20 protein-coding genes and 1 tRNA gene are annotated in these 23,204 nt (G+C 59.8%); 15 read left to right on the top strand and 6 right to left on the bottom strand.

Features of this window, described 5'->3' with window-relative positions; translation table 11 throughout:
• Positions 1–21 precede the first annotated feature (21 nt).
• Both cyaY and G5182_RS15545 read left to right on the top strand, forming a co-directional pair.
• Positions 22–336 carry an iron donor protein CyaY gene (cyaY, locus tag G5182_RS15550; protein WP_227341543.1) on the top strand — a complete coding sequence of 105 codons (315 nt, stop codon included), beginning with the start codon at positions 22–24 and terminating at the stop codon, positions 334–336.
• Positions 333–986, top strand: coding sequence for an alpha/beta hydrolase (locus tag G5182_RS15545; protein WP_227341544.1), 654 nt, complete (start codon positions 333–335; stop codon positions 984–986). Before cyaY ends, G5182_RS15545 begins: the two co-directional genes overlap by 4 nt.
• A gap of 66 nt (positions 987–1,052) precedes the next feature.
• On the opposite strand, the gene G5182_RS15540 is transcribed toward G5182_RS15545, so the two are convergent.
• Positions 1,053–3,572, bottom strand: coding sequence for a class I adenylate cyclase (locus tag G5182_RS15540; protein WP_421254517.1), 2,520 nt, complete (start codon positions 3,570–3,572; stop codon positions 1,053–1,055).
• 323 nt (positions 3,573–3,895) lie between these two features.
• Between G5182_RS15540 and hemC the strand changes: the two genes are divergently transcribed.
• Genes hemC through G5182_RS15520 form a run of 4 tightly spaced genes read left to right on the top strand, consistent with a single transcriptional unit; the run spans position 3,896 to position 7,776 of the window.
• Entirely contained in the window at positions 3,896–4,825 is a 930-nt protein-coding gene (gene hemC / locus G5182_RS15535) for a hydroxymethylbilane synthase (RefSeq protein WP_421249473.1), read from the top strand.
• Positions 4,822–5,556: a uroporphyrinogen-III synthase gene (locus G5182_RS15530; RefSeq protein ID WP_421249438.1), complete on the top strand. Its 735-nt coding sequence runs from the start codon at positions 4,822–4,824 to the stop codon at positions 5,554–5,556. The genes hemC and G5182_RS15530 overlap by 4 nt, the downstream gene beginning before the upstream one ends.
• Complete coding sequence (locus G5182_RS15525) at positions 5,553–6,602, top strand: uroporphyrinogen-III C-methyltransferase (RefSeq protein WP_005355191.1); 1,050 nt, start codon at positions 5,553–5,555, stop codon at positions 6,600–6,602. Before G5182_RS15530 ends, G5182_RS15525 begins: the two co-directional genes overlap by 4 nt.
• 10 nt (positions 6,603–6,612) lie before the next feature.
• On the top strand, positions 6,613–7,776 hold the full coding sequence (locus G5182_RS15520; protein ID WP_421249437.1) for a heme biosynthesis HemY N-terminal domain-containing protein: 1,164 nt from the start codon (positions 6,613–6,615) through the stop codon (positions 7,774–7,776).
• 70 nt (positions 7,777–7,846) lie between these two features.
• On the opposite strand, the gene G5182_RS15515 is transcribed toward G5182_RS15520, so the two are convergent.
• On the bottom strand, positions 7,847–8,098 hold the full coding sequence (locus G5182_RS15515; protein WP_005336384.1) for a YkgJ family cysteine cluster protein: 252 nt from the start codon (positions 8,096–8,098) through the stop codon (positions 7,847–7,849).
• Positions 8,099–8,232: 134 nt separating this feature from the next.
• The gene (gene glpX / locus G5182_RS15510; protein WP_005336386.1) at positions 8,233–9,243 is read right to left on the bottom strand and encodes a class II fructose-bisphosphatase; all 1,011 of its coding nucleotides are present in this window, start codon (positions 9,241–9,243) and stop codon (positions 8,233–8,235) included.
• 218 nt (positions 9,244–9,461) lie between these two features.
• Between glpX and G5182_RS15505 the strand changes: the two genes are divergently transcribed.
• The 8 genes from G5182_RS15505 to G5182_RS15470 all read left to right on the top strand — a co-directional run bounded on the left by G5182_RS15505 (position 9,462) and on the right by G5182_RS15470 (position 19,833).
• On the top strand, positions 9,462–10,523 hold the full coding sequence (locus tag G5182_RS15505; RefSeq protein WP_216952723.1) for a porin: 1,062 nt from the start codon (positions 9,462–9,464) through the stop codon (positions 10,521–10,523).
• Positions 10,524–10,642: 119 nt separating this feature from the next.
• On the top strand, positions 10,643–11,563 hold the full coding sequence (locus G5182_RS15500; RefSeq protein WP_421254516.1) for an ABC transporter substrate-binding protein: 921 nt from the start codon (positions 10,643–10,645) through the stop codon (positions 11,561–11,563).
• 33 nt (positions 11,564–11,596) lie between these two features.
• Positions 11,597–12,475 carry an EamA family transporter gene (locus tag G5182_RS15495; RefSeq protein WP_421254515.1) on the top strand — a complete coding sequence of 293 codons (879 nt, stop codon included), beginning with the start codon at positions 11,597–11,599 and terminating at the stop codon, positions 12,473–12,475.
• Between the two features lie 435 nt (positions 12,476–12,910).
• Entirely contained in the window at positions 12,911–14,377 is a 1,467-nt protein-coding gene (gene yjeM / locus G5182_RS15490) for a glutamate/gamma-aminobutyrate family transporter YjeM (protein WP_421254514.1), read from the top strand.
• Positions 14,378–14,637: 260 nt separating this feature from the next.
• Positions 14,638–15,549: a D-alanyl-D-alanine endopeptidase gene (gene pbpG, locus G5182_RS15485; RefSeq protein ID WP_110303977.1), complete on the top strand. Its 912-nt coding sequence runs from the start codon at positions 14,638–14,640 to the stop codon at positions 15,547–15,549.
• A 222-nt stretch (positions 15,550–15,771) separates the two neighbouring features.
• Positions 15,772–16,809, top strand: a complete 1,038-nt coding sequence (locus G5182_RS15480; protein ID WP_421172970.1) for an acyltransferase — start codon at positions 15,772–15,774, stop codon at positions 16,807–16,809.
• Positions 16,810–17,102: 293 nt separating this feature from the next.
• Positions 17,103–19,145: a TonB-dependent receptor gene (locus G5182_RS15475; protein ID WP_421230876.1), complete on the top strand. Its 2,043-nt coding sequence runs from the start codon at positions 17,103–17,105 to the stop codon at positions 19,143–19,145.
• A 64-nt stretch (positions 19,146–19,209) separates the two neighbouring features.
• Positions 19,210–19,833 carry a PepSY-associated TM helix domain-containing protein gene (locus tag G5182_RS15470; protein ID WP_216952718.1) on the top strand — a complete coding sequence of 208 codons (624 nt, stop codon included), beginning with the start codon at positions 19,210–19,212 and terminating at the stop codon, positions 19,831–19,833.
• A gap of 237 nt (positions 19,834–20,070) precedes the next feature.
• Here G5182_RS15470 and G5182_RS15465 read toward each other — a convergent pair.
• A tRNA-Leu gene (locus tag G5182_RS15465) sits at positions 20,071–20,156 on the bottom strand.
• Positions 20,157–20,299: 143 nt separating this feature from the next.
• On the opposite strand from G5182_RS15465, the gene G5182_RS15460 reads away from it, so the two are divergent.
• Entirely contained in the window at positions 20,300–20,833 is a 534-nt protein-coding gene (locus G5182_RS15460; RefSeq protein WP_421172973.1) for an RDD family protein, read from the top strand.
• 66 nt (positions 20,834–20,899) lie between these two features.
• On the opposite strand, the gene lptG is transcribed toward G5182_RS15460, so the two are convergent.
• Complete coding sequence (gene lptG, locus G5182_RS15455; RefSeq protein WP_216952705.1) at positions 20,900–21,970, bottom strand: LPS export ABC transporter permease LptG; 1,071 nt, start codon at positions 21,968–21,970, stop codon at positions 20,900–20,902.
• A 25-nt stretch (positions 21,971–21,995) separates the two neighbouring features.
• On the bottom strand, positions 21,996–23,108 hold the full coding sequence (gene lptF, locus G5182_RS15450) for an LPS export ABC transporter permease LptF (protein WP_421223087.1): 1,113 nt from the start codon (positions 23,106–23,108) through the stop codon (positions 21,996–21,998).
• Between the last annotated feature and the right edge of the window lie 96 nt (positions 23,109–23,204).

The raw sequence follows: 23,204 nt of genomic DNA, 5'->3' as shown, positions 1-23,204 counted from the left end.
TAAAAGCAACAGGATAAACCGATGAAGGATCACGAGTATCACGCCCTGACCGACGCCTTTTTCCAATATGTGGAAGACACGCTCGACGAGGGGTATCCGGATATCGACTGCGAACGCAGCGGCGGCGTATTGACCCTCTCTTTCGAGAACAAGACCAAGATCATCATCAACAAGCAGGAGCCACTGCACCAGATTTGGGTCGCCACCCGCGAGAACGGCTTCCACTTCGAACTGCAGGGTGACACCTGGATCGACAACCGCTTCGGCCACGAGCTCAAGGCGCTGCTGAGCCAATCCTGCACCGCTCAGGCGGGCGAAGAGGTGGTGTTCCCATGATCGACCTGCACCCGCAGGGCGCCCGTCACGCGGTGATCTGGTTGCATGGGCTGGGTGATTCCGGCGCCGGTCTCGCCCCGCTGGTGGACGCGCTGGATCTGCCCGCCGAGCTACCGGTGCGTCACCTGCTGCCGGATGCCCCCGAGCGCCCCATCACCATCAACATGGGCTACAAGATGCGCGGCTGGTACGACATCAGGAGCTTCGAGGATCCCGCCGAGCGGGCCGTGGAGTCCCATGTCCGTGAATCAGCCGACCAGATTGTCGCATTGCTCGATCAGCTGGTGGCCGACGGGTTTGCCCCCGAGCATATCGTGCTGGCAGGTTTCTCTCAGGGCGGGGTGATTGCCTCCTTCACCGCGTTGCGCTACCAGGCACAGCTGGCGGGCCTGCTCTGCATGTCCACCTATCTGGCAGCCCCCGACCAGCTGCTCGGCGAGATGAGCGAGGCTGCTCGCACCCTGCCCATCTGCTACATGCACGGCATCTATGACGATGTGGTGAGCCTGTCGCTCGGTTGGGATGCCAAGAACTGGCTGGAAAGCGCCGGACTCGCCCCCGAGTGGCACGAGTACCCGATGCGTCACGAGATCTGCCGCCCGCAGCTGGGCGACATTCGCAGCTGGCTGCTGGCCCGCCTCGGCGCGTGAGCCCTTCCGGCAAAGCAAACGGCCTGCATCTGCAGGCCGTTTTTTATGGCGATTCCAACTGACGGGTCAGCCCACTTCCCGAGCGGGTGGCACCTGTTCGCGCAGAGTGCCCTGACTGCGATAGGGGATCACATCCAGCTCGCCATTCACTTGTACTATCTCGTAGTACTGCGGCAGGTTGAAGTTGATGAACTGCCCATCATCGCTGAACCGCTCGTGATTGGAGGTGTAGAAGCGGTTGACCCCCGCCACCAGCTCATCCTTGTTGCCGGCAAAGTGCTGGTAGATCTCCACCCGGTTCGCCTCATCGAGGATATAGATGTTGGTGCCCGCATCACGGGTATCGAAGAAGAACTGCACCAGCCCTTCGCTGGCGTAGGCATCGACGATGCTCGGCAGATGCTGGCTGTGGGTCTTGTCGAGCCGCAGCGGCAGATGATCCAGCTTGTTGTGGGAGATGTGGCGGTAAAAATCGATGGCGTTTTCCAGCTTCTTCACCGACACCCCGCGCCGCTCGAAGAAGATGCCGTACTTTTCACGGCCGAGCGCCATGGTCTTGACCAGCTGCTGCTTGTCGCGGGCCAGGCGCAGATCGATACACTCCGCCACCAGGGTCTGGAAGCGGGAGCGCACCAGAGAACGGAAGTGCTGGCTATAGCAGAACACCTCGATCATCTCGGGAGCGGCGGCATCCTGATGCATCTTGCCGAGGATGGTGGTGAGGGCATCGACCACAGCTTCATCCCCCTGGAAGTGCAGGGTGCGGATCTCGCTCCAGGAGTTGCGGTAGACCAGATCCACCGAGCCAACCAGACACTCCTGATTGCGACCGAACGAGAAAACATCCACGGTGTTGGCGTCGAACTCGATCACCTGACCGACCCAATGGCTGGTCGGGTCCATCTCCAGATTGAGGAAGATGGAGAGCTGGCGGATCTCGCACGGGCGGCTGAGGGCCAGGTTGGTGGCAAGCGGGTACTTCTCGGGGAAGCAGCCGGAGAGATCGCGACAGAACTGGTGCAGATTGTCGATGTGCAGATCCGAGCCCTGATTGAACAGGTGCACCCGCGACTGGGGGGTCAGCAGATCGTTGAAGTAGGCCCAGGAGACCAGCTTGCTGATGTAACCGTTGAACTCGAGCGGCGCCCGGCCAATGATGTCCACCGGCTCCAGCGAATGTTTGTAGAGATACCAGCCGGCACGGTTGAGGCGACCGTGCGGCACCTGCACGAAGCTGAGATCAGGCTCGCTCAGATCCGGTGCGATCTTGAGGTTCACCCTCTGCACCTTGCCTGGCAGGCTCTCGAATGCGGCATAGAGTTTGCGCGACAGGATGCCGATATCTTCCGGGTTGATCGACTCGCTGATGTTGTTGCGACGGGCGAACTGGATCAGATTGCGGTAGCTCTGCATCAGAGCCTCCAGCAACTCGGCATGGGCGATCTTCACCTCCTCGACCTTCCACTCGTGGCGGTGATCGAGGTGGTACAGCTTGTCCTGGCTCCAACCCCAGTAGGAGACCAGCTGGCTCATCTGCTCGCGGCGCCACTCGGGGGAGTGATCATCCTTGGGATGACTGAGGCCGTCGCACACCTTGAGGTAGAAGCAGCGGCGCACCAGATCGAGTCGCGCCATATCGCCGATGGACTTGAGGTAGTTGGTGACCTTGTCCAGCATCAGGCAGTAGTTGTCGAGCCGGTAGTGCATCCCCTCGTTGTGCTGAAACCAGTCACGGCTGATCATCGAGAGCAAACGGGTGTTGGGGTACTCGTGGGAGTAAGCCTCCATCAACACAGACTTGAGCACCGCCTTATAGGGAGAGTCGATCCCCTTGTAGAGCTGCCACAGGGCAGAGCCGAAATACTCCTCCGCCGGAATACGGTCAAAACTGCCGAGATCAAGCCAATCATCCTGTTTGAGCTTGCCGCTCTCGAACAGCTCGTTCACATACTCATCGTAGTGATCATCACATTCGGTGGGCACCAGATACCAGATCAAGCGTTTGCCCGCGATACGCATGGCACTGCGGTAGAACTCGTCGAGCAACAGCAGGTGCTGGGCACTGCCGCAGCTCTCCCCCAGCATCTGGGCATCGTTGGTCTGGCGGAACTTGTCTTCCGGGATCAGGAAGAAGTTGAGATCGACCCCGCGCTGTTCGGCCCACTTGGAGAGTTGCTGGCACTTCAGCTCCAGCAGATCGAGCCGCTCCTGCGACAAGCCAGCCACGTGGCAAACCCAGATATCGAGATCGGAGTGACAGCACTGGCCGATGGAGGAGGTGCTGCCCATGGAGTAGAGCCCCTGAATGGCTCGATCATGGGTTGCTAGGCCGCTCTGACAGTTGGCGTTGCGACAGAGGTCATCGATAAAGGCTTGCTGCTCGGCGCTGGCGCTGAAGCTCCAGATGCCATGAGGAACATCACCGGAGACATAACCGGGGAGCAGGGGGTGATTGAAGTGCAGCATGACGGGCAGCAGTTGGAATACCTGCTGCCCGTAGCGACTCATGAGACCTAACGCCCGTTGCGTCTTGAGACGGGTAATGTCGTCATAACGCGCAACCAGCGTATCGATGTGTTCCTGCAATGCCCTGCCTATCACCTAAGTGAAAATGACGCACCAAAAGAGGGATACGTCAAAAAAGTGTGATCATGTTAACAATGCAAACAGCGGTGGTAAACAAGCCTTCAGCTAAACGTCAGATTATTTCTGGTATGACCACATCAAGTATCAGGGGAAATCATTAAATTCCAATGCATTCAATGAATTAATCAAGGCCGCTTGCTTAATGAAAATCATTTTCAGCATGCATTTTTGAGCTTGGCCCCGCTTTTGCCGGCTCCGCCATGAAAGCCCGGGCAAAGGGTGGTAATATCGATTTCCTTCTAAAAATGAAACAACTGATTGATATGGCAGCCCGAACCCTGAAAATTGCCACTCGCAAGAGCCCTCTGGCCCTGTGGCAGGCCAACTTTGTCAAAGACCGGCTCGAAGCCCTGCACCCGCAGTTGCAGGTCGAACTGGTGCCCATGAGCACTCAGGGTGACAAGATCCTCGATACCCCGCTGGCCAAGGTCGGTGGCAAGGGGTTGTTCGTCAAGGAGCTGGAGACCGCCATGCTGGAAGGGCGGGCCGATATCGCCGTTCACTCCATGAAAGACGTGCCGGTGGAGTTCCCCGAGGGACTTGGTCTGCACACTATCTGCGAGCGGGAAGATCCCCGCGACGCCTTCGTTTCCAACCGTTTCAAGGCTATTGCCGAACTGCCGCAAGGGGCCGTGGTCGGCACCTCCAGCCTGCGCCGCCAGTGCCAGTTGCGCGCGGCGCGCCCGGATTTGGTGATCCGCGACCTGCGTGGCAACGTCAACACCCGCCTCGCCAAGCTGGATGCCGGTGAGTACGACGCCATCATCCTCGCCGCCGCCGGTCTGAAACGACTGGAGATGGCGCACCGCATCACCGCCTTTATCGAGCCGGAGCAGAGCCTGCCCGCCAACGGTCAGGGTGCCGTCGGTATCGAATGTCGCCTCGACGATGTTGAGCTTCACGCCCTGCTGGCGCCGCTGGAGCACGCCGAGACCCGCGCCCGGGTGCTGACCGAACGCGCCATGAATCGCGCCCTGCAAGGGGGATGTCAGGTGCCTATCGGTGCCTACGCACTGGTCGAAGGCGAGCAGATCTGGCTGCGCGGTCTGGTGGGTAGCCCGGATGGCAGCCAGGTAATCCATGACGAGATCCGCGGCCCGCTGGCCGATGGTGAGGCCCTCGGCGAGCAACTGGCCCAGCGCCTGCTGGCCGCCGGTGCCGACGAGATCCTCGCCGAGGTCTACCGCGCATGACCCCGCTGGTGGTGCGTCCGGCCGCCCAGGCCGCCGAACTGGTGCAGTTGTTGCGCCAGCACGGCCATGCACCACTCTGCTGCCCGCTGCTGGAAACCGTGGCGGGCAGCGAACTCCCTCTCCTGCCCGACCTGCTGCGCAGTGCCGACGTGGTTATCGCCGTCAGCATCCATGCCGTTCATTTTGCACACGATTTTCTGTTGCAAACTGGTCAGACCTGGCCACATATTGAGTACTTTGCGGTGGGTCAGGCCAGCACAGATGCGTTTGCAGCCATCGGCATCACGGCGAGCTGCCCGGATGACCCGCGCAGCGAAGGGCTGCTGGCCCTGCCCGCCCTGCAGCAGGTAGCAGGCAAACGGGTACTGATCCTGCGCGGCAATGGCGGGCGGGATCTCATCGCCAGCACACTGGCCTCACGCGGTGCTCTGGTGCACTATTGTGCGGCCTATGAACGCCACTACCCCGAGCTAGACGGGGAGACATTGACCCGCCACTGGCAGGCAGCGGGGCTGGACAGCCTGCTCATTACCAGTGGTGAACTGCTGCAACGGCTGCTGGAGCTGGTTCCCGACCACCAGCGGCCCTGGCTTTTTGACCGCCTGCTGGTGGTCCCCAGCCCGCGCGTGGCCGAGATGGCCAGTGCTGCGGGCTTTATCCATATCACGATTGCCCAAGGTGCATCCAACCAGGCCCTGACGGCCGCACTGGAACTGAGGAAGATGGAATGACAGAACAACAAGAATCCCAGGTCAAACCCCAGCCGACCGCTGCGGTCAATGGCAGCAAGAGCCGCTCCGGTGCCGTACTGGGAGGGGTCGCCATCCTGCTGGCCCTTGGCCTGACCGGCGGTCTCTATCTGCACGGCCACAAGAACGCCGTTGCCCAGCAGGCTGAACTGGCCCAGCTCAAGCAACAGCTGGCGAGCGCCCTGAGCAAGATCGACCAGACCAGCAGCAAGGATGCCGAGCAGCTGGCCGCGCTGGATCAAACCCAGCAGCGGCTGCAGGGGGAGATGCAGGGTCTGCAGAACCGGGTACTGGACCTGAATGACAAGCGCCCCAACGACTGGATGCTGGCCGAATCCGAATATCTGGTACGAATGGCGGGCCGCAAACTGTGGCTGGAACATGACCTCGTCTCCGCCATCACCTTGCTCGGCAACGCTGACGAGCGCATCGCCGCCCTCAACGACCCCAGCCTGATGCCGATCCGCAAGGCGCTGGCCGAGGATATCGCCAAGCTCAAGGGGATGCCGCGCATCGACCGCGAGGGGCTGACCCTCAAGCTGGCGGCACTGTCCGACCAGATCGAGCTGCTGCCCCTCTCCACCGTCAGCATGCCGGAAGCCAAGGCCGAGCCGGATCAGGCGGTCAGCGCCAATCCCGACGAGTGGGAGAGCAACCTGAAGAAGAACTGGGTCAAGTTCACCGAGAACTTCGTCACCATCCGTCGCCGCGATGGCGCGGTCGAGGCGCTGCTCTCGCCGCAGCAGGAGATCTTCCTGCGTGAAAACCTCAAAACCAAGCTATTGCAGGCCCAGCTCTCCGTCTATCGCGAGCAGCAGGCGCTCTACGAAGACAGCCTGGACAAGGCCCAGCGCTGGCTGACCCAATATTTCGACACCGACAACAGCGCCACCCGCTACATGCAGGGCGAGATCGACAAGCTCAAGGGTGAGCAGATCCAGATCGACTATCCGGCCCAGTTCAAGACCCAGGCCATGCTGGAGCAGGTGCTGACCGAACGCCTGCAACGCATTCTGGCCAGCAGCTGAGGAGGGCACCATGATCCGTATAATCATTCTGGTCGCCGTGATGGTCGCAGGGCTGATCTTTGGCCCGCAAGCCTCCGGCAACAAGGGCTATGTGCTGATTGCCCTTGGCAATTACACCATCGAATCTTCCGTCACCAGCGCGGTGATCCTGGCCGTGCTGTTCTACGGCGCCCTGCTGATCGTCGAGTGGCTGCTGGGCCGGGTATTCGGCCTGCGCCGCAAGACCCTCGGCTGGTACGGCTCGCGCCGCCGCCGCAAGGCCAATCAGCAGACCGTCGCCGCCACCCTGGCGATGGCCGAAGGGCACTACAGTCAGGCTGAAAAGCTGATGATCAAGGGGGCCAGCAACAGCGACACCCCGCTGCTCAACTACCTGAGCGCCGCCAAGGCGGCACAGGCCCGTGGTGACGACGCCCGCCGGGATCAATACCTGCAAAAAGCGCAGGAGGAGAATCCCAAGGCCGAGCTGGCGCTCACCCTGACCCAGACCCAGCTGCAGATCGAGCAGGGCCAGTACGACACGGCGCTGGCGATGCTGGAGTCGGTCTACGCCCTCAACCCGCGCCACCCCATGGTGCTGGATCAGCTGCGCCAGGTGCATCTGGCCCGTCAGAACTGGAGCGCTCTGTGCGACCTGATCCCGGCACTGCACAAGGTAGGCAAGCTGACCCCGAAACAGGAAGAAGAGCTGCTGCAACAGGCCTGGTCTGGTCGCCTGCAACAGGCTGCCAGCAGCCTCGAGACCCTCAAGGCGGTGTGGCAGGATCTGCCGCGCAAGCTGCGCCTTGAGCCAGAGCTGCTGGCCTGCTACGGCGATCTGCTGCGCCAGCTGGGCGCCGACGGCGAGGCCGCCACCCTGTGGCAGGAGGCGCTGCGCAAACAGCCGATGCCGCAGCTGCTGGCTCGCCTACCCAAGCTGAAACTCGACAGCTATCAGCCGCTGCTGGCGCTGTTGCAAAAGCAGCAGGGGCAACCGGAGGTGGACACCGCACTGGCCCAGCTCTATCTGCTGGCCGGTCAACTGGACGATGCCCAGAAGCTGCTGGAGCAGGAGGTGGAGCGGGCGCCGAGCGCCGCCGCCTATCACGCCCTCGGCCAGCTGATGGACAAGCGCCGCCTCACCAACAAGGCCAACGAGTACTATCGTCAGGCACTGGAACTGGCGGGGATCTGATCCCCGGCAAATAGAAACGCGAGAGGCCGCATGATGCGGCCTCTTTTTTTATCTCTTCGCCCTGCCCTCGTCAGGTGGTGAGCCGTTCCAGCTCGCCGATCAGCCAGATAGCCTCGGCGCGATGGCTGCCGCACACATCCATCATGGGGCGAAAACCGCCGCACACCGCTGGCCGCTCCGGTTGACCGAAAATCTTGCAGCCAAGGGCGCTATCGAGCTGGATACAGGGGACACCTGCCGGTTTGCCATCTGGCATACCGGGAATGGCACTGCTGATACTGGGGGCGATGCAACAGGCCGCGCAGCCACTACGACACTCCATAGACTCCACTCCTTTGAGACGGTCTGAACCACCATAGCCGAAGCGGCGGCACAAACGTAGCTGGCGCACAAGAAAAAGCCCGACCGCACGGGCGATCGGGCTTCAAACAACACAGCCGGTTCAGCGAGCCATCATCACAGGATGATGTCACGTACCACGCTGTCTTTGCGCTCCAGGTAATGGATCGACTTGATACGACGAATGGTACGGGATTTACCACGGATCAACAGAGTCTCGGTGGTCGCCATCACGCCATCGCTGGTGATGCCATCCAGCAAATCACCCTTGGTGATGCCGGTGGCGGAGAAGATGACGTTGTCATTCTTCGCCATATCTTCCAGCTTGAGCACCTTGTTGACGTCGATGCCCAGCGCTTCGCAGCGGGCAATTTCCTGCTCGCCCAGCGCACGCACTTCCGGGCTGTCGCCCTTGACCCGGTGACGCGGCACCAGACGGGCCTGCATGTCGCCATCCAGCGCGCGGATCACCGCCGCGGAGATCACCCCTTCCGGTGCGCCGCCGATGCCATAAAGCATGTCGACTTCGCTGTCCGGCAGACAGGTGAGGATGGAGGCGGCAACGTCACCATCAGGAATGGCGAACACCCGCACGCCCAGACCCTGCATCTCCTTGATTGCCTTGTCATGACGCGGCTTGGCCAGGGTAATGACAGTCAAACGGGAGAGCGGCTTGCCCAGCGCCTTGGCCACGGACTTCAGGTTCAGCTCGAGAGCCTGATCCAGGTCGATGGCGCCTTTGGCCTTGGGCCCGACGATCAGCTTTTCCATGTACATGTCAGGTGCTTTCAGGAAAGAACCCTTGTCGCCCACCGCCAGCACGGCCAGCGCGTTGGCCTGACCCATGGCGGTCATGCGGGTACCCTCGATGGGATCGACCGCGATATCCACCGCGTCGCCGTGTCCGGTACCGACCTTCTCGCCGATATAGAGCATCGGCGCTTCATCAATTTCACCTTCGCCGATCACAATCTCACCATCGATCTCGATCTGGTTGAGAATGTGGCGCATGGCCGCTACGGCCGCCCCATCAGCGATATTCTTGTCACCACGTCCGAGCCACTTGTAGCCAGCCAGTGCAGCCGCTTCCGTCACTCGGGAAAACTCGATTGCCAGTTCACGTCTCATCGCATATCCAACCTATGGAGCTCGAAAACGGGCGGCATTCTACCACAAGGGCAAACCTTTGCGCACAAAAGTAGCTGCCAGGTGCATAAATGTAGCCAATTCATCCAATTGCAACCCAATTGCCATCGACTCTTCATCCAGTTGTCACCCCGCTGTCATGCATCTTCCCTAGGATGGCCCCGTCTTCAAAACAAAAGCTTGCAACACAAGGGATTAAGATGAAAAAGCTGACTGTAGTGGCACTGGCTCTGACCGCCGCCTTCCAGGCGCAAGCCGTTGAGGTGTATAAAAATGATACCGCCATGCTGGACCTGTATGGCCGCATCTACGCCGGTCAATTCTTCGGCGACAAGAAAGAAAACGTCGATACCGCCAACCCGAATGGCACCAAGGATTACAGCGCCAAGCAAGGGGCTAACCAGTTTGTCCGCTTCGGTGCCAAGGCCGAGACCCAGATCCAGAGCGGTCTGAAGGCGCTGGCCCAGTACGAAGTGCAGATGTACATCAACGACAGCGAGAAGACCATCAGCGAGAGCTCCGACAACCTGCGCACCCGTCTGGCCTTTGCCGGTGTGGGCGCTGACTGGGGTACAGTGACCTTCGGCCGCCAGAAAGGTGCCCCGGGTTTCCTGGCGGACTGGACTGATGTCTCCCTCTCCGACGGCTACGGTAACGAAGCGCTGGGTGCAAAAACCGACACCTTCGCCACCAACCGCGCCGGTTCCGTACTGAAATACTCCGGCCTGTTCAATGGCTTCCAGCTCGACACCAGCTACAAGTTCGACGGTGGTGACACCGAAGAGACTACCAGCAAGGATAGCGACGCGGCCTACGGAGCAGCCGTGGCCTATACCTTCCCTTTCAACCTGTCGCTGGGTACCGCCTATAACGTCGGCCTGCGCGACAAGAGCGGTGAAGAAGATGCAAAACTGTGGCTGATCTCCGCCAAGTTTGACAACAAGGCCGCCTACGCCGCCCTGAGTTATGCCGATGGCAGCGACTTCCTGGCGACCGGCACCGATCACACCGGTTGGGAAGCCGCGCTGGGCTACAACTTCGAGAATGGCTTCGGTCTGATGGCGCTGTGGAACAAACAGGAGCAGGACAAGGCTGGCACCAAGAAAGACAATGTGGATTACTACACCCTGGGAGCCCAGTACAAGTTCAACAAGAACCTGCGGGTGATTGGCGAGTACCGCATCAACAATCTGGACAGCGTTGCCGGCAAAGCGACCGCCAACAAGGATGACTTCCAGCTGGCTGCTCGCTACGACTTCTAATCGAGGTTTTCTGATACCCAAAGCGCGATGGCTTGCCATCGCGCTTTTTCGTCGCTGTTGCTCAGAAAACCACAAACTGGCCTAGGCTCAACAGTAGATGTATCGCCGGAGAGATGATCATGGTCAGGCTGCTTTTCGTCCTGCTCTTGCTGCTGGCTCTTCCCGCTCACGCCCTCAATATCGCCATGGTACTGTGGCGTGGCGAAACCGCCGCCGAGGCGGGCTTTCGGGCCGAACTGACCCGACTTGGCTATCAGACCACCATCACCGTCTACAATGCCAATCAGGATCGCACGGCGCTGGCGACCATGCTACGTCAGCAGATGCTGCCGAAACTGGCCGAATACGACTACATCTACACCTTCGGTACCACAGCCACCACCATGACAAAGAGTTTGGTCGCCAATCGCAAGCCCATGATATTCAATGTGGTTTCAGATCCTGTCGGGGCAGGTTTTCTCTCTGAGGACAAGGCTCAGAACAGCATGGTCGCCGGGGTAAGCAATATGGTGCCGATGGCGCTGCAACTGGCCAATGCCAGCAAGTACCTCCCATCGGATAAGCGGCTGCTGCTACCCTTCAACCCGCGGGAGCAAAACACCCTGCTGGTGGCCGACATGCTGATCAACGCGGCCAAAGGTTACCAATGGCAAGTCGCAACCTGGCGTATAGCACCGGATCCAAAGCGACTGGAGAACGAGTTGAAGCGGCTGCAACAGGATGCCAAAAACGACATCGTCTTTCTGGCCGCAGACAGCTATCTGCTCTCCATCGCCCCCCGTTTGCTGAATGCACTCAACGCAGCTGCTATCCCTACCATCTGCAGTGCAGAGCTGTTCGTCGAGCACGGCTGCAGCGTTGGCACCATCAGCAGCTACGAGGCGCTGGGCAAGATGGCCGCAGTAATCATCCATCGCCACCAGCAGGGAACGCAGTTGCAGGATATTCCGCTGCAGACCGATCCCCACCCCAAACTGGTGCTGGGGCAACTGGGCAGCACCACCAAGCAGGAGAAGAACCCCGAAAAACCGAAGCCTTGATAAAGATCTCGGCCAATCAGGCTCCAGGCGGGTATGCTGTTGACCCCCATAGCCCGAGAGCCTTTTCCCATGAGCACCACCGTCTTTTTTGCCGTTCTGCTGGCAGCCCTGCTTCACGCCAGCTGGAATGCGCTGGTCAAAATTGGCGAAGAGCGGCTGGTGGGGGTGTCACTGGTGGCGATCTTTTCAGGGCTTATCGCCGCCGTGGCGCTGCTGCCCATGGGGCTTCCCTCTGCTGCCGAGCTGCCCTGGCTCGGCCTCTCAGTCCTGCTCCATATCGGTTACTGCCTGTTTCTCAGCCATGCCTACAATCAGGGCGATTTTGGCCAGATCTATCCGCTGGCCCGTGGCAGTGCCCCGCTGCTCGCCATGGCGTTAAGTGCCATATTGCTGGGGGACTACCCCGGTTACGGCGGCATCATCGGCGCCTGCGTGCTGATCATGGGGGTCTTGCTGATGGCCAGGCGAGGTGGGCAGCAGCGCCTTGACAGCAAGGCAGTTCGGGCGGCCCTGATCACGGCCATGTTTACGGCGACCTATACCCTCTCGGATGGAGCCGGCGCCCGCGCAGGGGGTGAACCGGTACGCTACACACTCTGGCTCTTTGCCTGCACCGGGCTGGCGATGCTGCTGGTGCTGATCGTCCACCAGAAACGCAACGCATGGCGCCAGATCCGTCGCCATGCGATGGCGGGAATGGCAGGAGGTGCCATGTCACTGCTCGCCTACGGGATTGTTATCTGGGCCATGACCCAAGCCCCCATTGGCGTGGTCGCGGCTCTGCGCGAAAGCAGTGTGCTGTTTGCCATGCTGCTCTCGGTCTGGCTGCTGAAAGAGCCGCTCGGGCGCATGCGGCTGACGGCGGCGGCCATTATCACCGGCGGCGTGCTGCTGACCCGGCTGGGAGGATAAGCGCTGTCGCCATTGGTGCAGATTTATCTGACAGGATGGCGTAATTCACTCCGCCAAATATGCCGAATACCAATAATGGAAATAAGTGTCGGCCCGGGCGTAAATGTTTACATCCGCAACGTATCAATTAACTGGCAGGTCTGTTTATTTCAACCACAGCTTCATTTGGGAAACTTACCTGCCAAGCAGCATTAATGATAAAATCGTTCACAGTTAATTTTCGGCAACGCTGACCAATACCGCGCATGGCACAGACCATGCCGCTCCGCCCATACATTCATTGACCGCCTGACGGGTAAGCCAGCCCGGTCAGAGATGACCCGATCGCGCCCGCCACAGCAGGATGGCATGGCGCTACCGCGTTATTAATGGGTCCGGTTTCGTCTGTTTAATTTTTGATTATTTTAAATCCAGCACCATCAGGGAGTTTTTAATATGTCAGCAAAAAAGCTGAAGTTGGGCGCCTTTATATTGATGATATTAACATCGGTATTTGGCGTCACTAATATCGGGATCGGTTTTTACCGAATGGGATATGCCGCCATTCCGATGTTCGTGATCGGCGGACTGTTCTTCTTCATCCCGTTCATTTTGATGATGATCGAATTCGGCACCGGCTTTCGCAAAGAGGCGGGCGGCATCTTTACCTGGATGCGCCACTCGGTCTCGACCCGATTCGCCTTTATCGGGCTGACCATGTGGTTCGCCTCCTACGTCATCTGGATGTTTGGCAAGGCGCTCTCTATGTGGGTGCCCCTCTCCTTCATGCTGTTTGGCCGCGACATCACCGTCATCCCGGTCACCCTGGGTACCGGCATCGACTTTGGCCCCTTTATTCTGGGTGTGGTCGCCATCGCGCTGGTTGCCACCGTCACCAAGCTCATCACCCTGGGTAGCGCCCGCTTCGCCAAAGTGGCGGCCATCGGCGGTCTCTCCGTGGTGGCACTCAACGTGTTGCTGCTGGTCGGTGGCGTCTTCACCTTCGCGGTGAGCGGCATGACCCTGCAGGAGCCCCTCACCCAGGCATCACTGGCAGCCTCTCCCAATGCCGCATTCAACGACATCATCCCCTTCCTCGGCTTCATGGTATTCGCCATCTTCGCCTACGGCGGGGTCGAGGCGATGGCCGGGGTGGCTGACGAGCTGGAAGATCCGGAGCGTGACCTCAAACGCGGCATCTTCCTCTCCGGCGCCTTCATCGTGCTCTGCTACATCATCGGCTTTCTGGCGGTCGGCTCCATCATGCGCTGGAGCGACTTCCCGGCCGAGGGGATCACCTCTCTCTCCGCCCTCTTCATCATCATGCTGGAGCTGGGGCGCCATCTCGGTGGCGAGTGGCTGGGACAGGTGTTCATGCGCTTTGCTGGCCTTGGCATGTTCCTGAGCTATCTGGGCGCCTTTATCGCCCTCTCATACGCGCCACTGCGCCAGTTCATCACCGGCACCCCGAGTTACTTCTGGCCGGAGCGTTTCCAACGCGAGAACGAGAATGGCGTGCGGATTGAAGCCCTCAAGGTGCAAGCCTGGGTGGTCTGTCTGTTCATTGCCGCCAAGTCCATCTTTACCCTGATCAACCCGGAAGGGGCCGCCGCCCTCTATGAGCTGATCATCACCATGACCAACGTCGGCATGACCCTGCCCTACATGTTCCTCATCTACGCCTGGTATCGCTATCGCAACAACCCGGCGCTGGGCAAGGACCTGATCTTCTTCAAGAGCGCGGGTTCCGTGCTGCTGGCTACCATCATCAGCCTGATCCTGGTCGCCTTCGGCAACGTCTTTACCGTGGTCGCCCCCTTTATCTCCGGCGATATCTCCACCGGCGTCTGGACCATCATTGGCCCGCTGCTGTTCGTGGTGATCGCCATGCGCTTCAAGATAAAGCAGGAAGATGCCCACTAAACGATAAGCAATGCTCCATGCCAATCGGGACCGTTCTGGTCCCGATTTTTTTAGCGCCGGCTTCCGCTCGCCATCACGGCCAGCCCATAGTTTCAATGCAAAAAAAAGACTCCATGGAGACCTCTTTTACGCTCTCCTCGCCATCAGAGCGCGCTCAACGCCGTAAATTATCAATATCAAGGTGAGAATGATTGTGAAGCGCCAGTTCACGACATATAACTTAGCGAGATATCCCTGTATTTCGTCCGGTAGAGCTGATCATGATGATGCGTTCCCTCCTTCCCCTGTTGCTTGGCGCAGTAATGCTGCCGGCCACTATGGACAGTGCCCATGCCAACCCCTTTTCCGCCAGCAGCAAGAGCAGCAGCGGCTTTCTCGAGCGACGGGATGTGCCCAACCTCAGCTCGGCCGCTTTCGTGGTGGCCAACCACAGAACCGGCGAGGTGATCTCCGAGCGCAACGGCAACCGGGTCATGCCCATCGCCTCACTCACCAAGCTGATGACGGCGCTGGTAGTGCTGGATGCCAACCTGCGCCTCAACGAAATGCTCACCGTGACCAATGCCGACATCGACCGCATCAAGGGAACCGGCTCGCGCCTGGCCATCGGTTCCAGGCTCAGCCGCGCCGAAATGCTCCATATCGCCCTGATGTCCTCTGAAAACCGCGCCGCCTCGGCGCTGGCCCGCCACTATCCCGGCGGCCAGCGCGCCTTCGTCGAGGCGATGAATGCCAAGGCCCGCATGCTGGGGATGTGGAATACCCGCTACGCCGACAGCACCGGGCTCAACCCGCGCAATGTCTCCACCGCGCAGGATCTCGCCAAGCTCGCCGCCGCAGCCGCCTCCTATCCGCTGATCCGCCAGTACTCCACCGACGAGCAGAGCTATGTGCGCACCAACAAGCGCCAGCTGCACTACCTCAACTCCAACCGGCTGATCCGCGAAGGGCAATGGGAGTTCACCCTCTCCAAGACCGGCTATATCCGCGAAGCGGGCCGCTGTCTGGTGCTGGGCACCAAGGTCAATCGTGAGCCGGTGATCATGGTGCTGCTCAATGCCGAGACCACCAACGATCGGGTCGCCGACGCCAAGCGGATCAAAACCTGGCTGGAGAGCTCGGGCAGAACCACCCTGGCAGCCAACCAGAACAACATGCTAACTCACCAGTAAGCTCGAGATCCCCAACCAAGCGAGGCGCCCGCCTCGCTTTTTTTATCTGCATGAGCGCGCCTAAAAACGGGAGCTTGCTCCCGTTACAGGTAACACCTTCCGCCATCCCGTTACAAAACGTAACTACTCAACAGCGTGATTCACACTAATAGAATCAATTGGTTGTAAGTTTTCGGCAAGAATTTTAGCGTGCCATCACAACCCCTGTAGCGACGAGCCACCATGCGTATTTCCAGTATCGAGTGCGGGCGGGTACTGGCCATTCTGGCCGTGATGACCATTCACGTATCCCCCTTCGCCAATCCGTTCAATCCCGCCCTGTGGGGAAGCGGATCCTGGCTCTGGCTGAGCGGCACAATCAACCAGTTATGCCGCTTTGCCGTGCCGCTGTTTTTCCTCTGTGCCGGTTACTTTCTGCAGCCGAGACTAAGCCGCGAAGCGCCGCTGACCGTGGCCTGGCGCTACTGCCGCCCCTTGCTGATGCTCTGGCTGGTGTGGAGTCTGGTCTACCTGCTAGTGCCGTTCAATCCGCTTGCTGCCGTGCAGCAAGGCTATCTGGCCTCCCTGCGCGGGCAGTGGCAATTCCAGCTCGGCGACCCCCTCAATGGCTGGCTGGTGGGCGGCATGATCCACCTCTGGTTCCTGCCAGCCCTGATCATGGCGGTGACCCTGCTGGCACTCTGCTACCGCCTTGGCAGACCAGCGCTCGCCCTCTGGCTGGGTCTTGGCCTCTACCTGCTGGCGCTGCTGGGGGGCTCCTATGCCAAGCCGCTGCTGGGCGCCGAGTGGCCACTGCTCACCCGTAACGGCCCCTTCTTCTCCCTGCTGTTTGTGGCGCTTGGTGCCCTGCTGCGCCAGCGTCAGTGGCAGCCCGATGCCCGCACCGGCTGGCAACTGCTGCTGGCTGGGGTGACGCTCTATGGCTGTGAAGCCTGGGCGCTGCAGCACTTTGCCGCAGTGCCGCTCACCCGCCACGACTTCCTGCTTGGCTCCCTTCCCTGGGCTATCGGCCTGTTTGGCCTGCTGCTGGCCAACCCCGAGTGGGGCAAGGGCAGCTGGCTTGAGCGCCAGGCACCCAAAGTGCTCGGGATCTACTGCCTGCACATGATGCTGGTGGTCTGGCTCTTCGTGTTCGGCCCGCAGGGCGCATCCATCCTGTGGGAGATCGCCAAGGTACCGCTGCTGCTGGGAGCGTCTCTGCTGGCCTATCGCCTGCTGGCGGCCCTGCCCCTCGCCCGCCGACTGCTGCGCACCCACTGAGTCCGATATCCGGCCCGTCCTATCGGGCCAGATACCTCTTCACGTTTCGTCTCTTTCTCTTCCGCTACGCCCTTTTTCCCTCTCTTCGTTCTCGCGGTTTGCTGCAATGGCTCTGCTTTTCAGCCGAGCTCCCCCAACCGCACAACCCGCCTCCAATACTCCTCTCCATTTTCACCTTGCCAGACAAATGAAAATCAATATCATTGGCATCCCGCTTTGGCGGGTCAGGCTAATTATAATTAAATCAATATGTTCGAGCCGTCAGGTCGACATCCAAAGAGTCAATATTGAATATGCAGCACCCTCACTTTCGCAGAACGCTGGTCTCGCTGGCACTGTTGGGCACCGGCTTCACTGCCCAGGCCGCCGATGAAACCATGACTGTGGTTGGCAAACGATCCCAGCATCAGGAAGTTGCCACCGCAACCCGTACCAATACACCAGCCAAGCTGGTTCCCCAGACCATCGACAGCGTCAAGGTCAGCGAGCTGACCGCCTTCGGCCAACCAACGCTGAGTGAAGCCCTGAGCGGCATTCCCGGGGTCAACGCCAGCGGTGATACCCGCTTCGATGGGGTCAATATCCGCGGCTTCAGCGCCAGCAACGACTTCTATCTCGACGGGTTCCGCGACGACATGCAGTACACCCGGGATCTCGGCAACATCGAGCGGGTGGAAGTGCTCAAGGGCCCGGCTGCCGTGCTCTACGGCCGTGGCAGCACGGGGGGCATCGTCAACCGGATCAGTAAGAAGCCACAGAAAGGGCAGGAGTCCAGCGTCACCGCCCGGGTCGGCAGCTTTGACAGTCAGCGACTGGCCGCCGACCTCAATGGCGAGGCGAGTGAGCAGGTGCAACTGCGCCTCAACATGGCGCAAGAGGACAAAGATAGCTTCCGCAACGACGTGAAGAGCAAGCGCACCCTGCTGGCCCCCACCGCCAACTGGGAGATCAGCGACAACCTCAACTGGCTGGTGCAGTACGAGCGCAACGAACATGACCGCACCCCGGATCGCGGCATTCCCGGGGTCAATGGCCGTCCGGCCGATGTGCCGCGAGAGTATGTCTACAGCGATACCAGCCGCGACTTCATCGATGACGTGGCACAATCCACCCGCTCACGCCTCTCCTGGGATATCAACGATCAGTGGCAGTTGCGCCAGCAGCTCGGTTACTCCACCCTCGACAGCCAGTTTGACAACACCTATGTCACCAGCGTCAAAGGGGATCAGGTGACCCGCTCCCGCTGGCAGCAGGATCTCAAAGCGAAGAACCTGATCAGCAACACCGAGGCCGAAGGTCTGTTCCAGACCGGCCCGGTGGAACATCGCCTGCTGGTCGGCTTCGAGCAGAACTGGCAGGAGCGCACACCCAAGCTCTACCAGAACGCCACCGCCATCCCGTCCGGCAACCTCTACGACCCGGGCTCACTGCCTACCTACAATGGCGCCATGAAGCTCTCCAGCGACGCCAAACACAAGGTGCGCGGCAATGGCCTCTATCTGCAGGATCAGCTCAGCCTGGGTGACTGGCATCTGGTTGGCGGGCTGCGCCGTGACGACTTCACCGTCACCAGTCGCCGCTACGACCTCAACAAGGAGGAGAGCGTCTCGGTCAACAGCCTGAGCCCGCGCCTCGGTCTGGTGTGGAATCCCCTCGAGGATCACGCCTTCTATACCTCCTACAGCAAGACCTTCACCCCGGTGGGCGGCGAGCTGATCGGCATCACCCCGGGCGACAAGAACAACGGGCTGGAACCCCAGCACACCCGCCTCTACGAAGGTGGCGTGAAGAGTGACTGGCTGAACGGCAAGCTGGCGACCACCCTCTCCCTCTATCGACTGGAGATGTACAACAAGCGCACCAAGGATCCGCTGGATCCCACCAAGGTGATCCTCACCGGCCTGCAGCGCACCGAGGGTGTCGAGCTGAGCGCGCGCGCCGAGCTGACCGAAGAGATCTACCTGCGTGGCGGCTTCGCTATTCAGGATGCCGAGCAGGTCAAGGCGGATGCGGATCTGCAGGGCAAGCGCCCGATGAACGTCTCCCGTCAGAATGGCCAGCTCTATCTCGGCTACAAGAGTGGCGAGCAGGGCTGGTTCGGTGAAACCGGCGTAACGGCGGTGGGCGATCGCTTCGCCGACAACGCCAACACCACCACACTGCCCGGTTACGCCCGCTTCGATGCGCGCGTCGGTTATCGCTGGCAACAGTGGGAAGCCGAGCTGAGCGCCGAAAACCTGACCGACCACGAGTACTTCGTCAGCGCCACCAGTGCCAACCAGATCATGCCGGGCACACCCCGTCAGCTGAGTCTGACCGGTACCTACCGCTTCTGATCTCTGTGACAACCACCCCGACTGGCCAGCCCTTGCTGGCCAGTTTTTTTATGAAGCAACCACGATGAAACGCAGAAGAGTTCCCCTTCACAACAACAAATGGGTACGCCGCCTCCATGCCTGGGCCGGTTTTTTTACCCTCGCCCTGATGCTGATGTACGGCATCACCGGTCTCTGGCTGCAACACCGTGCCGTGTTGCCCATCCCCGGCCCCCACACCGACAAATCGAGTGAAGAGATAGTGCTGGAGGCGCCGCTCGCCAGCCCGGAGCAGCTGAAAAGCCTGCTGCAACAGCGCTATCCCGATACCTTTGCCGACGGGCGAACCATGATCACCCCGGCCCAGACCCTGCCCACCCCGAACGGCCCGCTCACCCTGCCCGCCAAGTGGGAGATGCGCGGTGTCACCCTCAGCCAGAGCGTGGCCGCCAGCTATGTTGAGGGTACCCTGCTGGTACGTACCGACCTGCAACTGGCCAACTTTGCCGCCAGCCTCAACCGGCTGCACCGCGGCATAGGCACCGGCCTCGGCTGGCAGCTGTTTGGCGATATCGCCGCCCTGGCCCTGCTGCTGCTCGCCCTCACCAGCCTATTTATGTGGACCAAGCTGCACGGCACACCCAGAGCCATCATCGCGCTGACGCTCGCAGGCAGCCTCGGTACCCTGCTGTTTGCCCTGCTGGGATAGTGCGGCAACCATGTTCTGATGCAGCAAGGTTTGGAAAAAACCGCAATAGAGACAGGCCGCTGGCGGTGATGCCGTCAGCGGCTATATCAAGGAAATGAAATAACGGATAGCGGGAAAAGAGAAGGGATACCAAGAGGTAACTGGAAGTACTGCCTGCTCAGCAGCAACCCACCAATGCGCAGGAACGCCAAAAAACAAAAGGCCATCATTGCTGATGGCCTTTTGTCATGAATTTGATGGTGCCCGGGGTCGGACTCGAACCGACACGGTTATTCACCGGCGGATTTTGAATCCGCTGCGTCTACCGATTTCGCCACCCGGGCAACTGCGAGGGATTATACGAATGGCGCGATGCCATGCAAGGTGTTTTTCGATTGAACACTCCCGTTTGTTCATTTATTCAACGCCTTGCTGATGCGGGGCCAGTTACATAGAATGCCGCCATCATCTTAATGGAATAAAAACGATGGCCAAGCCTAAAAAAGTCCAACAAAAATCCCCCTCTCCCGCCACTCAGCCATACCCGTCAGCAGGTCTGCTGCGTCGCCTCGGCGCCCTGATCTATGATGCGCTGGTGGTGACTTCGCTGCTGATCATCGCCGGCTTTATCGGCATGGGGGTCGCCAAGCTGCTGCTGGTCACCGGCATGGCCAGCGTACCGGCGGGTGAAGATACCGTCTGGTTGCTGACCCGCCACCCCCTGAGCCTGATCTACACCCTGTGGCTCGCCTTCGTCATCTGCGGTTTCTACACCTGGTTCTGGACCCGCGCTGGCCAGACCGTCGGCATGCGCGCCTGGCGGCTGCGCATTCAGAACGAAGATGGCAGCCATATCCGTATTACCCAGGCGCTGATCCGTCTCGCCACTGCCGCCTTTGGTCTGGGCAACCTGATGTGCCTGTTCAACCGCAAGCGCCCACGGGCGTTCCAGGATATCTGGGCCGAATGCGAAGTGATTGTGCTGAGCAAAGAGGCCAATCTGGAATTGTTGAACAAGTAATACCGGATCAATGCAATAACGAAAGAGGGCACCAGCAGGTGCCCTCTTTGTATTACCACGTGTGAATTACTGCTTGCGGCTGAGGATGTAGAAGGAGATGCCGCCAAACAGCAGGCTGGGCGCGACAGCCGCCAGAATGGGCGGTACCGCATAGACCAGACTGATGGGGCCAAACACCCGATCACTCACATAGACGGCGAAACCGGTCATGATCCCCATCAGCATCCGCGCCCCCATGCTCACCGAACGCAACGGGCCGAAGATGAAAGAAGAGGCCAGCAGGATCATCGCCACCACCGAGAGCGGTGACAGCAGTTTGCGCCACATCTCCAGCTTGTAGCGACCGGCATCCTGCTTGTTGGCGTCCAGGTAACCGATGTAGTCGAGCAGACCGGAGACCGAGAGATTCTCGGGGTCGATACTCACCACCCCCAGCTGCTTGGGCGTCAGCTCCGAGCTCCACTCCATCTTGTCGTGCTCTTCACTGCGGATCTGAGCTGGGTCGTCGAAGCGGGTAACCTGCGTCTGCTTGAGCAGCCAGTGATGCCTTTCAAATACCCCCTCCCGTGCCTGCACCACGTCGATCAGCTTGCGCTCGGGGGTGAAACGATAGAGGGTGATGCCGGTCAGGGCACCATCGTTGCGCACCCCGTTGATATTAACGAAGTTGTTGCCATCCCGTGCCCACACCCCGTAGGCCGAGACGGTAAGCCGCCCTTCCGACATGGCACCGGCACGGATATCATCCGCCATCCGTTTGGCGACAGGGGCCACATACTCCCCCATCAGTCCTACCAGGATCATCAGCGGGATCGCGGTTTTGAGCGCCGCCATTACAATACTGATCTTGGAGCGGCCCGCCGCCTGCATCACCACCAGCTCGGAGCTGGTCGCCAGCTGGCCCAGACCGATCAGACCGCCCAGCAGTGCCGCCAGCGGGAAGAAGAGCACCGCCTCCTTGGGCATGGAGAGCAACACATAGTAGAGAGCATTGAGCATGTCGTAGTTGCCCTCTCCGACAGACTTGAGCTGTTCCACATACTTGATGAGCGCAGCAAGACCAACGAGCGTGAGCTCACACAGCAGGATCGACATAAAAATGACCCTGCCGATATATCTATCGAGAATGCCAAACATCAGCGGTAGTTCCTATGTGGCTTCATCATTTTGATTTGTTTATGAAATATTTGCTCTTTACCCCGTTCCACCAGCTGGTGCCCTGCAAATTGAGGGGCAGGCCAATAAACAGCAGATAACCGAGCGGAACCAGGAACATCCCCGGCCAGTAGGGCAACCGGCCACTGTCGATAGCCGAGCGGGCAGCACTGAGCAGCAGGAAGTAGGAGAGATAGAGCATGATGGCCGGCAACAGCTTGGCGTAGCGCCCCTGACGGGGGTTGACCCGAGCCAGCGGAACTACCAGCAGGGTGAGCACCGGAATGGAGAGGGGCAGCGAGATACGCCATTGCAATTCACCCATCATGTCGTTTTCCTGGGTACCCAGCAGCTCCATGGTGGGTTTGGCCGCCGCCTTGCGGTTGGAGCGCTCCATCTCCTGCTGACGGATCACCAGACCATACTCGCGAAAATCGGAGATCTGGAACTGCTTGCCGGAGAAGTTGCCTTCATAGCGGGAACCATCCTTCAGAGTCAGCCACTGCAGACCATTCTCATCGATCGTCACCACCCCTTCGGTCGCCACCACCACCGAAGGGGGGTTGCTGCCTTCGGCCCGCTGCAAGATGAAGATCTTCTGCAGCTTCGAGCCGTTGTCGTTCAAATCCTGGATATAGGCAACCAGGCGCCCCTTATCGAGCTCCATAAAGCGGCCCGCCTGCAGGAAAGAGATCCCCGGATCCGACTTGAACTCGTCGATCACCTGATACTCTCGCTCCTTGGCCTGCGGGGCGATCCAGCCGGTGTTGAACGCTGCGACTGCAGCGGTCAGCAAGGCCAGCAACATGGCGCTGCGCATTACGAAACGGTGGCTGAAACCCACCGCATGCATCACCGTCATCTCGCTTTCGGCGTAGAGGCGACCATGGGCAAACAAAATGGCTAAAAAGAGACTGATAGGTAGCATCAACAGCGCCATATTGGGCAAGTTGAGCAGCAGCAGGGTGGAGACCAGACGTGTCGGCACCTCGCCATCGGCGGCATCACCGATGATCTTGATAAATTGTTGGCTGACAAAGATAAGCAGCAATACGAATAACACTGCCAGCTGGGTTTTCAGGGTTTCCCTGAACAAATATCGGAAAACGATCACAGTCATTCCCAAGTAAACTTGTGTTTTTAGTCGAATGCCTGAAAAATAGGGCCGTATATTGGATTTTTACCAGTTTGAACTGCGGAGCCTGTGGCTGTTCGC

The organism is Aeromonas sp. 600948, assembly GCF_049174875.1.
Taxonomy (GTDB): Bacteria; Pseudomonadota; Gammaproteobacteria; order Enterobacterales; family Aeromonadaceae; genus Aeromonas; species Aeromonas veronii_A.
Note: the sequence above shows the minus strand (reverse complement) of the source record. Positions and strands in the feature narration are given on the sequence as shown.